At 64.8% G+C, this 13,469-nt stretch carries 10 protein-coding genes; 4 read left to right on the top strand and 6 right to left on the bottom strand.

Going from position 1 to position 13,469, the window contains the following annotated elements; all coding sequences use genetic code 11:
* Nucleotides 1-29: 29 nt before the first annotated feature.
* Entirely contained in the window at nt 30-2,882 is a 2,853-nt protein-coding gene (locus FFS18_RS03425) for a TonB-dependent receptor (RefSeq protein ID WP_137869759.1), read from the bottom strand.
* A gap of 291 nt (nt 2,883-3,173) precedes the next feature.
* Here FFS18_RS03425 and FFS18_RS03420 point away from each other — a divergent pair, with 291 nt between their 5' ends.
* The 3 genes from FFS18_RS03420 (at nt 3,174) to FFS18_RS17370 (ending at nt 6,136) form a co-directional block, all read left to right on the top strand.
* Nucleotides 3,174-4,208, top strand: a complete 1,035-nt coding sequence (locus FFS18_RS03420; protein ID WP_058457385.1) for a LacI family DNA-binding transcriptional regulator — start codon at nt 3,174-3,176, stop codon at nt 4,206-4,208.
* A 122-nt stretch (nt 4,209-4,330) separates the two neighbouring features.
* Nucleotides 4,331-5,830, top strand: a complete 1,500-nt coding sequence (locus FFS18_RS03415; RefSeq protein ID WP_137869758.1) for an MFS transporter — start codon at nt 4,331-4,333, stop codon at nt 5,828-5,830.
* Nucleotides 5,831-5,998: 168 nt separating this feature from the next.
* A complete protein-coding gene (locus FFS18_RS17370; RefSeq protein ID WP_171005212.1) occupies nt 5,999-6,136 on the top strand; it encodes a hypothetical protein in 138 nt (45 codons plus the stop codon).
* Here the strand turns inward: FFS18_RS17370 and FFS18_RS17805 are convergent.
* From FFS18_RS17805 to FFS18_RS03395, 5 genes are all read right to left on the bottom strand, one after another.
* Nucleotides 6,123-6,257 (bottom strand): hypothetical protein, encoded by a 135-nt coding sequence (locus FFS18_RS17805; RefSeq protein WP_269433233.1) that lies wholly within the window; start codon nt 6,255-6,257, stop codon nt 6,123-6,125. The two genes, FFS18_RS17370 and FFS18_RS17805, sit on opposite strands and share 14 nt — an antisense overlap.
* A 316-nt stretch (nt 6,258-6,573) precedes the next feature.
* A complete protein-coding gene (locus FFS18_RS03405; protein WP_062769461.1) occupies nt 6,574-7,806 on the bottom strand; it encodes a serine hydrolase domain-containing protein in 1,233 nt (410 codons plus the stop codon).
* Nucleotides 7,807-7,879: 73 nt separating this feature from the next.
* Nucleotides 7,880-10,123: a TonB-dependent receptor gene (locus tag FFS18_RS03400; RefSeq protein ID WP_171005211.1), complete on the bottom strand. Its 2,244-nt coding sequence runs from the start codon at nt 10,121-10,123 to the stop codon at nt 7,880-7,882.
* Nucleotides 10,124-10,220: 97 nt separating this feature from the next.
* Nucleotides 10,221-11,534, bottom strand: a complete 1,314-nt coding sequence (locus FFS18_RS17365) for a zinc-binding metallopeptidase family protein (protein WP_011542778.1) — start codon at nt 11,532-11,534, stop codon at nt 10,221-10,223.
* The gene (locus FFS18_RS03395) at nt 11,531-12,274 is read right to left on the bottom strand and encodes a GntR family transcriptional regulator (protein WP_137869756.1); all 744 of its coding nucleotides are present in this window, start codon (nt 12,272-12,274) and stop codon (nt 11,531-11,533) included. Before FFS18_RS03395 ends, FFS18_RS17365 begins: the two co-directional genes overlap by 4 nt.
* Before the next feature lie 130 nt (nt 12,275-12,404).
* On the opposite strand from FFS18_RS03395, the gene FFS18_RS03390 reads away from it, so the two are divergent.
* On the top strand, nt 12,405-13,415 hold the full coding sequence (locus FFS18_RS03390) for a serine hydrolase domain-containing protein (RefSeq protein ID WP_171005210.1): 1,011 nt from the start codon (nt 12,405-12,407) through the stop codon (nt 13,413-13,415).
* The last annotated feature ends 54 nt before the right edge of the window (nt 13,416-13,469 follow it).

Raw genomic sequence — 13,469 nt, 5'->3', positions numbered from 1 at the left:
CGACCCTGCCGCTCCCACCCAGGGAGGGTTCAGAATTTGAACGAGGCGCCCGCGAGGAACCGGCGGCCATATGTCTGATAGTCGATAACCGCCCGGCTATCGCGCGGATCATCGGTGACGAACGGCTCGTCGGTAAGATTCTGGCCCTGGACGAAGATCGAGAGGCCCTCGAGCGCACTGCCCGGCTGGAAGTCATAGCCGATCTGTGCGTCGATAATCGTCTCGGGCCGGGCGCGGCGCCGCACGCGAGCGCCACCGAAGCCCGACACCTCGCCGATGAAGCTCGAGCGGTAGCGGGCGCTGACGCGCGAGTTGAATCCCCATTTCTCGAAATAGGCCGTACCGTTCGCGACCCACTTCGAATAGCCCGGGATATCCTCCGCAGGCGCGCCGGGCGTGGGCGCGATCTTGGTCTTGGTGTAGGAGGCGCCGCCGGTCACACCGAACCCGTCGAGCGCCGATACGATCTCGCCGAACGGCAAGGTGCCGGCAAGTTCGACACCGTAAAGTTTGCCGCCCTTGCCGTTGATGGGCGCGTTGATCGTGCCCATGTAATTGACGATGATCGGCAGCCCGTTGCCGTCGTTCCCCGGCGCCTGGATCGGATAGCCGGTGAAGTCGAACGCGATGTCCTGATTGTAGATGTAGCTCTTGAGATCCTTGTAGAAGAGCTGGACGGCAAGATAGCCCTTCGACCCGAAATATTTCTCGAAGGTGAGGTCGGCCGCGTTGGCGCGCCACGGTCGCAGGTCGGGGTTGCCCGAACCGCCGCGAACGACGGCGCAGGTGCGCCCCGTTGGGCAGACCATGCCGCCCGGGTCGCCGATCGTCGTCCCGTAGCTGAGCGTCGCACGCAAGTCGTCCAGGCGCGGGCGAATAATCTCACGCGCGACGCTGGCGCGGATCACGAAGTCACTCGCGGTGCGAAGCGAGAGATTGAGGCTGGGCAGCACATCGACATAATCGGTGCTCTCGCGCCGCGGGATCCCGACGATATTGGGTGAACCGTTGGGATTGGTGCCGGCGAAAGATGCGGTGGCGCCGTTCGAATTCTGATCCGTAAAGATCGCCTGTACACCGACGTTGCCGGTAAGCACCGACGAACCCAGTTCTTGGTCTATGTTCGCCTGGAGATAGGTCGTCATCACCTTCTCGCTGACGTCATAGGCCTTCACCACCACGTCGCCATAAGGGTTCGGCACGAGCTGGTAGAGGCCGCCGGCGAGCAACTCGCGCGGATCGTAGCTGACGACGGGCCCGAGCCCGAGGTAGGCGAGATTCGTCGTCCCAAGACGATATTGCTCGGGAATCGTCACGCTCGTCAGACCGTCGGTATTCGCGACCAGACCCACGAACGCCTCGTCGGGAACAAGGCTTTTCGAGCGGTCTGTATAGTTCACGCCGAATTGCACCGAGCGGAGGAAGCCCTCAAGCTCGCGTTCGACTTCGACACGGTACTGCCAGAGCTCGTCCTTGATGATGCGGTTGTTGTAATAGCCGTCCTGGCCGCCGCGGATCCGCGCGCCATCGACGCCCGTCTGATCCCCGCCCCAACCCAGGGGGCTGGTCAGCTGGATCAGGTTATAGTCGCCATAGTTGAGGGTGGGGCTGAAGATGGTCCCGTTGCGGTCGCTGGTGAAACCGATCGTGTCGGTCGCGCCGACGTCGGCGCCGCGCCCGGTGCCGGCATTGCTTTCGAAGATCAGCTCGTTGCGGTCGGTTTTCGACATGCTGATGTCGGCCGTGACATTCCAGCCGTCGTCGCCTTCCCAGCGGTTGTTCCAACCGAAGCTGTAGAGCTTTGCATTGCGCTCGAACACGTCGTTGCGCACGACGCCCTCGACGTTCGAGAAGCGGCCGGCGCGCGCAAACACGAACTGACCGCTCGAATCGATATCGGTGATCGTCAGCTTGGTGGCGTTGGGGCTGGCGGGATCATTGTTGACGTCGAAGCCGAGCGGAAGCTCGATGCCGCGCTTGATCTGGTCATCCTTGAAGTCCGAGTAGAAGGCGTCGAACGTCGAGGTGAAATTGGGGGTGGGCCGCCATTGCACCGTTCCTTGGAGGCCAAGGCGCGTGAGCTGGGTCGAGGTCGCATAGCTTTTGGAGCCGCCGATCACCACCGGGCTCGCCGCGGTGCCTCCGCCGGCATAACCCCAGGCGTTGAATTCCTGAATCTGGTAGGGCTCGTCGACATAGGATGCCGAAAGCGCCACGCCGAGCGTGTCGTTGGCGAACTGGTCGACGAAGACGCCGTTCACACGGTAGCCGTATTTCTTCGAACCCGCGTTCAGCTTGCCGAGGTCGGCCCATGTGCCGCGAACCCCGACCGAGATCGCCCGCTTGCCATAGTCGAGCGGGCGAATGGTGCGCAGGTCGACGGTGCCCGAAAGCCCCTGTCCGACGATCGAGGCCATCGGCGTCTTGTAAACGAGGACCTGGTTCACGACCTCGGACGGATATTGGTCATACTCGACCGCCCGATTGTCGCCGGTCGAGGTTTGCTCGCGGCCGTTGAGCAAGGTCGTCGAGAAGTCCGGCGCAAAGCCGCGGATCGAAATCGAGTTCGAACGGCCCGAGACACGCTGCGAGGTCAGGCCGGGCAGGCGCGCGATCGATTCGGCGATCGACGCGTCGGGTAGCTTGCCGATATCCTCGGCCGAGATGGATTCGACCACCTGGTCGCGATTCTTCTTCGCGTTGACGGCGCTCTGGAGGCTGGCGCTGTAGCCGGTGACGACGATGTCGCTGTCGGACGCGGCCTCGTCGGCGGGCGCGGCGGCGCCGTCCTGCGCCATCGCGGTGCCCGAAAGCATGGCGGTCAAGGCAAAGCCGAGCGCTACGGTGCTGGCGCCGCGGCGGAGGCTGATAGAATTACGCATAAAGGCTCCCCTGCTGCGATGGGGGGTCGTTCGCGCAACGGCTCGGGAGCGGCAGATCGCGCCGCACGGCATCCTCGTCATCGCGTGGGTGTTCCCATCGTCGGTCCAGCAATTGAGACCAAATCGGCCGCGCGACCATAGGGTATACGTATACGCATATCGTCGCCCGTCAGCCGCTGTCGCGTAAATGTCACAGCGCGATGGGCTCGACCCATTGGCAGTACGGCCGGCGCTCGCTAGTCTCGACGCAAGGACGGGCCGGCCTGAAGCCGACCGAACCGGGAGAAGGATATGGGGCGACCGCCAACGGCCAAGCCTACGAGTTTCGATATCGCTTATCTGGCCGGCGTGTCGCAGCCGACCGTCTCGCGCGCGCTGCGCGGCAGCAAATCGGTGAGTGCCGCCACCCGCGCCAACATCGAGCGGATTGCGCGCGAGCTCAACTATACCGTCGACAAGAATGCATCGAGCCTCCGCTCGCAGCGCGCCCACACGCTCGCGCTCCTCTTCTTCGAGGATCCGACCCCAGACGAGTCGATGATCAACCCCTTCTTTCTTTCGATGCTCGGCTCGATAACCCGGCAGTGCGCCCTGCGCGGCTATGATCTTCTGATAAGCTTCCAGCAAATGAATAACGACTGGCACGTCGACTATCAGGACAGCCACCGGTCTGACGGCATCATCCTGCTCGGCTATGGCGACTATCAGCTTTATCGGGCCAAGCTCGAGCATCTGGTGGAGATGGACACGAAGTTTGTCCGCTGGGGATCGGTCGCCGACGACAATATCGGATTGACGGTCGGGTCGGACAATATCGGTGCCGGCGTTCAGGCAGGCGAGCATTTCATCGAGATAGGTCGCAAATCCATCGCCTTCTTGGGCGACGCATCCAACCACGCGCCAGAGTTTCAGGATCGCTATGCGGGCCTTTGCCGGGCGATGACGGCCGCGGGCCTGACGCCAGATCCGCGGCTGCAGCAGCCTGCCGTTTCTTCCGAGCAATCGGGCTATGAAGCCGCGCGCGCGCTCCTCGCCACGGGCATTCCGTTCGACGCCCTGTTTGCCGCCAGCGACCTGATCGCGATCGGGGCCATGCGCGCGCTCGTCGAAGCCGGCTTGGCACTGCCGCGCGACGTCGCGTTGATCGGGTTCGACGACATCCCCGCGGCCAGCCTGACGTCGCCGACGCTGACAACGGTGATGCAGGACTTGAAGGGTGCCGGGGAATTGCTCGTCGATGCGCTGCTCGGCCGCATCGACGGTCGGCCCGCAGGGCGATGCATCTTGCCGACGCGGCTGATCCGCAGGCAAAGCACATCGCCCTGATCGGCTAAGTATTCGTATACCTTGACCCGATCGCCCCGCCCGCCGCTTGCTCTTGCCGGGCGCTGCTGCAAGATCGCGCGGCTAAAGAGCCGCGCGCCATGCGGCCGATGGGGAGAGACGTGATGGAAAAGCCGCGGCAAAGTCGCGCCGGACTGTGGAACATCAGCTTCGGCTTTTTCGGCATCCAGATCGGCTTCGCGCTCCAGAACGCCAATATGAGCCGGATTTTCCAATCGCTTGGCGAAGACATCGAGAAACTGCCCGGCCTCTGGGTCGCCGCACCGCTGACGGGCCTGCTGATCCAGCCGGTGATCGGCCATATGAGCGACCGGACCTGGCTGGGGCGGCTCGGCCGCCGTCGGCCTTATTTTCTTGCCGGCGCCATTCTCGCCGCGATCGCGCTGTTCGTGATGCCGCAAAGCCCGGCGATCTGGTTCGCGGCGACGACGCTCTGGCTCCTCGACGCCTCGCTCAATATCTCGATGGAGCCCTTTCGCGCCTTTGTCGGCGACATGCTGCGGAAGGACCAGCATAGTGCGGGCTATGCGGTCCAGACGGCCTTTATTGGCGCGGGCGCGGTCGTCGGCTCGCTCTTTCCGTCGTTCATGGACCTGCTGGGGGTCGCCAATGTCGCGCCGCCCGGCGAGATTCCCGACACCGTCCGCTACGCTTTCTGGTTCGGCGGCCTTGCCCTCTTCCTCTCGGTCTTGTGGACGGTGGTGACGACCCGCGAATATGATCCGGTCGAGATGGCGGGATTCGGCCCCGCCGAAGCGGAGACCCAGCCCGCGGTTCGCGCGCTTGCGTCGCGAAGCTATGCCGGTTGCTCCGCCTGGATCGTAGCCGGTCTCGGCGTAATGGCCATCCGGCAGGAATATTCGCTGCTCCGCGAGGTTCTTCTCCTCGGCGCGCTGCTGATTGCCTACGGCCTTGCAAGCCTCATCGCCATCGCCCTCGCGCGCCGTGGCAACGAGACCAACATGCTGTCGAGCATCGTCGGCGATTTCTCCGGTATGCCGCCAATCATGAAGCGGCTCGCCCTCGTCCAGTTCTTCAGCTGGTCGGCGCTGTTCATCATGTGGATCAACACCACGCCCATCGTCGCCCAATATCATTTCGGGACGACCGATGCGGCGAGCGCCGCCTATCAGACCGCCGCCAACTGGGTCGGCACGCTCTTCGCTATCTATAACGGTGTGGCCGCCGTCGCCGCGCTCACTCTCCTGCCCTGGTTATCCAGGCGCATCGGGCAGGCCCGCACGCACATCGCCGGCCTTGTCTGCGGTGCGCTCGGCTATGGCAGCTTTTTCCTGCTGCGCGACCCCACGCATCTTGTTGCGAGCGAGGTCCTCATCGGCATCTTCTGGGCTTCGGTTCTCGCGATGCCTTACGCGATCCTCGCCTCCAGCCTGCCGCAGGGAAAGCTCGGCATCTACATGGGCCTCTTCAATATCTTCGTGGTCGTTCCGCAGCTGCTTGTCGCCACGATCATGGGGTCGATCATGGCCGCCTTCTTTCCCGGCGCCCCGATCTACACGATGGCGTTCGCGTCGGGCACCTTGCTGCTGGCGGCCGCCGCAATGACGCGGGTCACCCCGCTCACCGGAGGGGTCGCCCGATGATCTCCCGTTTGGGTCCGTGCCGCCCGCCTTGCCTCCCTCTCGGCCGTCACGGCTTGCGCCTGCGCCGTCCCATCCGCCGCCGAGCAGCCGGCTCCAACCTTTAACTGGAAGGCGCCGGACATCGCGCAGCTGAAGCATCCCGAGACGAGCCAAATGCAGTCTGGACAAATGCTGGGGGCGGCAATCATTCTGGCGGCGCCGATCATCGTCGCTGTGCTGCATCAACGTTCTCCAGGCGGCAGCGCAATTCGCCCGCTCGACCCGACGATGCTCGATGTCTATGCCCTTAGGTTCATCCGCGCGTGACGCCATAATAGTCCTTCACCGAATAAGGCGAGCCGAGGCTGCCCTTGCGGTTCTTCTCGCCGATCGGATGGATCGGCATCAGCCAGATGATATCGACGCCGAGCTTTTTAGGGCGGGGCAACTGCGTCTCGGCGGCTCGAAACGTTCTTTCGCGCGTGAACTGCCGCGTGTTGATCTGATAAAGAATGGCACCGCGGCTCCAGTCTACATGAGTCTTGGTACAACTTTAGACAGACCTCATCTTTCTGCGCCAAACACTATCGCGCACCAAAATTTCATTTGGGCAAACGTTATTGCGCCTGTGGCGCGGCTCCCTCGCTGCAACATTGCCCAAGGGAACAGGTCCTCAGCTCGAACTGGCCGATTACGGTCAGGCAACTTTTGGTTCGAAATCTGGAGAAGCAGACACTCGAACCAAAAGCGCTGCGAACAAGATTTTAAGGCGCAGGCACGCGGCTCGCGATAGCCGCTTCGATCAGGCCCTGCATCTCCTGTTCCAGTTCGGTGCCCTTACGATCTCCGCCGCTCGAAATCTCGGTCGCGATCAGGCCGTAATAGCCGGTTCCGCGATCGATCCAGCCCGTCCATCCATAAGCGCCCGGCGCCGAATTGATCATCGACGTCGCGCAGGCCGAGGGGGTGTCGCATTCGACGAAGGAGCCCAGCGCATATTCCCAGTTCGAGGCTCCCGAGGGTACGAAGACGCGCGGCAGGCCGGTCGTGCGCGGCTGAGTAAAGGCGGTCATGTCGGTCACAAAGGCGCCGCCGAGGAGCGCACGCAGCAGCTTGGCATAGTCGCGCGGGGTCGAATAGGCGCCCCCCGCCACCCACGGATTCGTCGGTGCGCTGCCCGCCGGATCATACCATGTCGTGCTCGTCATCCCGAGCGGCGTCGTGACATGCTGGGCGAAAAGTTCGTGGAAGGTGCGCTGGCGCGCCGGCGTCGTTCCGGGCTGGATGCTCACATCCTTCGCCTCGAGATAGGCGGCGGCGACCTGCATCCCGTGCGGGCCATAGCTATATTGCGCACCCGGCGCGTTGCCGGGACGCAGGATGTCGTATCGCAGGTCGTGGATATTTTTCGCGCAATTGTACAGGATCAGCGCCGGTGTCAGCTGGCACCCTCCGACCAGCGGGCTGCCGTTGAACCCCGACGTCATCGACAGCGCATGCTTCAGCTTGACGTCCTTCTTTGTCCCGGTCGTCGTCCAGAAGGCGAGCGGCGGCCGCATCGGGTCGTCCAGCGTGACAATCCCCGCCTGCGCCATCCGCATGGCGAGCGTTCCTGCGAACCATTTTGTGGCCGAGGCGAGTGGCGTCACCCGATCGATTCCGAAGCTGCCCTTCTCATATGCAAACAGATAGTCGGGGTCTGTGGCGTTACCGACGATGAAATAGCCGTTCGCGACTTCGGCGTCGGCATCGATGGCCGCCTGCAGCGCGGTCCAGTCGTAGGTATAGCCGCCCACTGTCGTGGTCAGGCTGGCAGGCGACAACGCCGTCGGGGCCGACGCCGCGGAGCTGGCCGGGACGACCGCTGCCGGGGGCAGTTGCACCATCGGACGCGCATCCCCCCTGCCGCGGTCCCCCACGCCGCTTTGCGCGAAGGCACCCGCGCCGACGACGACCGCACCGGCGGCGAGCCACGCCCATGTCTTTCGTTCAACCATATCGTCTCTCCCATCCTCTTCGTTGCACGTTTCGAAAGGAGGCGCCGCTGAACGCGGCGCGGCGGCCGCCGGATCAGAAGGAGATACGTCCTTCGACCCCGATCACTCGCGGCTGGCTGTAGCGGTTGATCGTCGGCGCCTGCGCGACATAGTAGACCTTGTCGAAGAGGTTGTTCGCGAAGGCGCTGATGCTCACCTTCCCGAACTCGACCCCGACGCGCAGGTTGACGAGCACATAGTCGTCGAGGTCGACCGAGGTCGCGGTCAGTTCCTGCTTCCCGCCCCATTGGCCGCTGACCAGGATGTTGCCGGTCAGCGAAACATTTTTCGCGACCGGGGCGCGCAGGTTGAGGTTCGCCGAAGCGAGCCAGTCGGGCACCTGCGCGAGGTCGAGCCCGTCGTAACGCCCGCTCTTCACCTTGCCGCCCTGCCGCGACCCGCTCAGCGCCAGACGCCCGCTGCCTTGGCCAAGGTCGAAGCCCTGGCTGTATTCGGCTTCGACGCCCCAGCTCTTCGCATCGCCCGCGTTGGTGAGATAGCTCACCGCCGCGACCGGGCAGGTGGGGTTGGTCAGCGCGCAGCCGTCGTCGACCTGCGCGATCAGATCGTCGAGCTGGGTATAATAGCCCGCGACCGCAAAATAGCCGCGCCGCATCGGGCTACCCTTGAAACCGACCTCGTAGCTGGTGCTGTTTTCGTTGCCGAACAACACCTGCACCGGGCTCGGCGCGCGCGGGTCGGACAAGCGCGTGTTGAAGCCGCCAGCGCGATAGCTGCTCCCGACCTTGGCATAAGCGAGGATGTCGGGTGCCAGCTTGTACGACAGCGTCGCATTGTAGGAGAGATTGTCGGCGGTGATGCTGTCGTCGATGATCCGCGAGGGCCCGCCGATCGGGAGCCCGGTGCCGAGATCATAGAGCCGCGCGCTGATGCTGCGGCTGTCGTGCGTATAGCGCAATTCGCCGGTGATATTGAGGCTGTCGGTCAGGTCGAAGCCGAGCGAACCATAGGCGGCATAGCTTTCGAAATGGAGCCGCGCGGGCGCGATATTGCCCGGCGACGGGTTGGCGAGCGTCGGCGTGCGCGTCGTCGTCACCGAAAAATCGCTGTCGAGGAGGAGCATTTCCGCCCCCACCAGCCAGGTCAGCCGGTCGTTCGATCCGCTGACATGGATATCCTGCGAGAAATTGTCGGTCGTATCGACCACATAGGACGCGCTGCCCGGGTCGAGCGGGGTCAGCGGCCCGACTTCGCCCGCGGCGCGCGCACGCGCCAGTTCGGCGGGGCTGACCGCATCATTGTCGAGATCATATTCGCTGTGTCGCTTGCGGAAGGAGGTCGTCGAGGTGAGGTCGGCTCCGCCAAGATCGACACGCACGATCGCCTGCAACGCGTCGACGTCCTGCGACGCCCGCGGCGCGGTGCTCCACGGATAACGGAAACGGTCCTGGATATAGCCGCCCGGAAAGCCCGGCGTGCCGGCCGGAATGAAGATCTGATAATGGATCGACGGCGTCGTCAGCCGCTGCGTCTCGGCCATGATCACCGCGTCGACCGGTCCGCGCTTCAGGCGGATCTGCCCGCGCAGGCCATGCCCCTTCTGCCGGTCGAAATAGACGTCGTTGTCGGGGTTGTAGAAAAAGCCCTTGTCCTGTTCGACCAGATCGCCGCTGATCCGCGCCGCGATCCCGTCGCCCAGCGGCACATTCACCGCGCCCTGCAATTGCAGGCTGTTGTTCTCGAACCCGTATCGCACGCTGGCCCAACCCGACAGGTCGAATTCGGGCTCGGCCGATATGATGTTGATCGCGCCGCCGACCGCGTTGCGGCCGTAGAGCGCACCCTGCGTCCCGCGCAGCACCTCGACGCGGCCGATGTCGAGCATATCGAGGCGCGTGAAGTTGCGCCCGCCGACCGGACCGCCCGCGATATAGGCGCCGTTGCGATAGAGGCCGACGCTCGGGTCACCGTTGGTCGCGCGCGCCGTCGACGACGCGCGGATCGAAATTTCGGACGTGATCGACGAGCTGAGATTGTTGAAGCGCACGCTCGGCTGGTCGGCGAGGAGTTCGCCGCTTCCCGTCGCCCCGCCGCGATCGTTGAGCGCCGTCGCGTCGATCACCGATGCCGCGGTCGGCACATCGGACAGGCGTTCCTCGCGGCGCCGCGCCGTGACGACGATCGCGCCGTCATCGCCCGCTTCCGCCGCCGTATCGGCCGGAAGAGCCTCGGGAGCCCGATCTTGGGCGGAAGCGGGCGCGGCCGCCGCCACCCAGAGCGCGGCCGTACCGAAAAGAAGCTGCGCCTTGCGTCCCATAAATCCCTCCCATGTCGTTATTGCAATTATTATCGATAATTTTGTGCATATGGCGACGCGAGTCAAGCCGGAAACATCGCCCTCGCGGCGACGCCGGTCAGCGGCGGACGGGAATGATGGCGGTGAGGAAGTCGCGAACCGCTTGCGCCGTAGCGGCAAGCGGCGCGGGCGCGACGACCGAAAGATTGTCGGTCGGCGCGTGATGATGGCGGTGCGCGCCGAAAATTCCGGCATGATGCGGATAGCCGGCCTTGACCACTTCGGAGAGTTCGCCCGCGACCCCTTCGGTCGAGGGATAAGCCATCTCCAGTCCCGGCAACCCCCTGAAATCCGACCGGGCGCGATCGACAAAGGCGGCCGAGGTCATCAGGAAGCGGAAGGGATCGGCGCTCGGCAACGGCAACAGGCGCCCGGGCATGTCCTGATAGTCGCGCGTCGCGACATTGGCGCCGAGATGCAGCCAGAGATCGGTGTCGGCAGGCGGCGGCCCGACCTTTTCGACGATATGGCTGGCACCCAGATTTTCATATTCATGCCCGCTGTTGCAGACGAAGAGCAGGCTATGATCGGGGAAGGCGCGCGGCATCCATTCGGCGAGCGCGAGCCAGATCGCGAAACCCGGCCCGCGTTCGCCCGCGCAATCGGTCCAGCCCGAGCGCGGGGTCGAGACCACGAGCCAGCGGCGCCCCTTGCGCACGCGCCGCGCCACGACATTCTCCGCGACGCGCGAACCGCCCTTCCCGCGCAGCACCAGCATCGCCGGCTGCCCCTGCCGCGCCGCTTCGATGACGGGCGCCGCAAGGCGCGGCGCCAGCAGCGCCAACGGATTGTCCGACAGCGGCGCATCGGCCGGCGCATTGAGGAGCAGCGCCTCGCCGGTGGGCCCTGTGGTCACAAGGATGACCGCGGCCGCGCCCCGCGCCAGCGCATCGGCCAGCGGATCGCGCACCGCCCGGTCGAGCAGGCTCGACCAGCGGCGATACGGCAGCCGCACCACCGCGATCGCGCCATCGAGCCGATCGCTGACCTCCGCAAGCCGCAGCGGCGCCCCGATCCCGCCAACGCCCGTCGGCACGGCGAGCGGCTGCGCCATCAGGGGGATTTTCCGATCGCCGAGCGCCAATTCGCATGTCGCCGCTTCGAACCAGGGCACGTCGAACGACTGGCGCTCGACCGCAAAGCCCGCCGCAGCAAGCCGCCGCGCAGCCCAGTCGGCGGCCCAGCGATCGCCCGCCCCGCCCGACTGCTTATTGCCCGCTTCGGCGTAGGCCTTCACATCGGCGAAAAGCCGTTCGGCCGCGAATATGGCATCATCGCCCCCAGCGGCGAAGGCGGGAGCAGCCTGAAAAGCGATCGGCGCCGCAAGCCCTGCCTTCAGCAGGCTCCGCCGGCCGGCATAACCCCGCGTCACGACGCGCGGGCGCGGCGACGGCCAGGCTTTGCCTTGGTCCGCCGTGCCTTATATTCCGCCAGCGCCTCGGCGAAATTCTGTTGCGATGTGGCAATCAGGTCGCGCGCGACGCGGTCGGCGTCGTCGGGTTCGCGCGCGACGATATGCCGGCAAAGCTGCTCATAGAGCATCGCCGACCGGCGGCCGACCTCGCCCTCGCCGTGCGTCGCGACAAACTCGTCGGTGTAGACATTGTGCTGCCAGCGCGCGAGCAGCGCCAGCCGGTCGAGCAACTCGAGCGCCATCGGCGCATTCGATCGCTTGGCGATGAATCGCCCGATCCGGTTCGAGACCCTGAGATGCTCGGCGGAATTGGTGGTTCGTTCGGTCACATCCTTATATTCGATCAGCCGGTGCATCAGCTCGCGCCCGTCGCGGTCGCTCATCGCCGTGCACGCGAGGCGGCAAACGACCCCGAAGAGCGCTTTCCACAGCTCGTAGATCTCATCCGCCCCATGGTCGTCGACGTCGATCGCATAAGCGCCGCGCCAGGGCACGACCTTGACCAGCCCGATGCTCGCGAGATGCCGAAAGGCTTCGCGAACGGGTGCGTGACTGACTCCAAAGCGCGCCGCAATCTCACGCTCGCGCAGCCACGATCCCGGCGGAATCCGCCATTCGACGATGTCGTCGGTCAGCAACCGTGCGATAACCCGGTCCTGTGTCGGCGCCTGCTCGTCGTCGGTCTTCGTCGCGGCCATTTCCACCCGTTCGGCTCCCTGTCTGCCGGTGCCATCCTAGATCGGGAAAACACGGGAGCAAACGATCATTGAAGTTCGGAATATTATCGATAATAATGATAAAAACAAGCATCGGAATCAGGAGCCGGATTTGAAACGCATTGCCCCCCTTCTCCTGCTCGCGGGCTGCGCAGCAGCCCCGGCGGTGCAGGCCGCCCCCGCTCCCGGCTGTGCCGCGGCGCTGGCCTATTCGTCGGCGCATCAAGGCGTCGCCGTGCTCGTCCTCAAGGACGGGAAGGTCCGCTGCTCCTCCGATGGCGTCTCGACACCGCAGGAACTCTGGTCGGGGACCAAGAGCCTGGTGGGCCTGATGGCGGCAGCGGCGGTCCAGGACAGGCTGCTCACGCTCGACGAACCTGCGTCGGCCACGCTCGCCGAATGGCACGAGGACCCAAAAAAGGCCGCGATCACGATCCGGCAATTGCTGGCGATGACCAGTGGACAGGCGTCGACCGTCGGTCGGCCACGGGGTTATCTCGACTCGGTGAACGCCCCGCTCGCCGCCGATCCCGGCACGAAATTCCAATATGGCCCCGCGCCGATGCAGATAATCGGCGAGATTATACGCCGCAAGCTGGCCGCCGCAAGCCTTGATGCCGATCCGCGCCGCTATCTCGAGCGCCGCATCCTGACCCCGCTCGGAGTGACGATCGGCGATTGGCGCAATGGACCGGATGGCGCGCCTCTGATGCCGCAGGGGCTGGTACTCGCCGCAGAGCAATGGGCAAAAGTCGGCGAATTCGTGCGCCGCGGCGGCACGCAGGACGGCAAGGCGCTTGTCGATCCCGCGGCCTTGGCCGAGTTGTTCAAAGGAAGCGATGCCAACCCCGCCTATGGCCTGACCTGGTGGCTTCCGCGAGCGAGTCCCTCCGACGATCCTGTGACGCGCTCGACCGACATCGTTGCGCATGCGCCAACGCTCCCGGCCGACCTGGTCGTCGCGGCAGGCGCAGGCGACCAGCGCCTCTACGTCATCCCGTCACGGCGCCTGACGATCGTGCGGCAGGCGAGACTGGATATCGCAGCGCTTGCCGCCGGGAAAAAGAGTGGCTGGTCCGATACACATTTCCTGTCTTTCTTCCTCTCTCCGACCGGCGAATAATGGCCGATTGCGGACCGGCAGCTTATGGCGAATGATACCGAGAAGCAGCCAGTC

Origin of the sequence: Sphingopyxis sp. 2PD (assembly GCF_005503695.1) — a bacterium.
Taxonomy (GTDB): Bacteria; Pseudomonadota; Alphaproteobacteria; order Sphingomonadales; family Sphingomonadaceae; genus Sphingopyxis.
The sequence above is the reverse complement of the archived record's forward strand: the minus strand, read 5'-3'. Positions and strand labels throughout refer to the sequence as shown.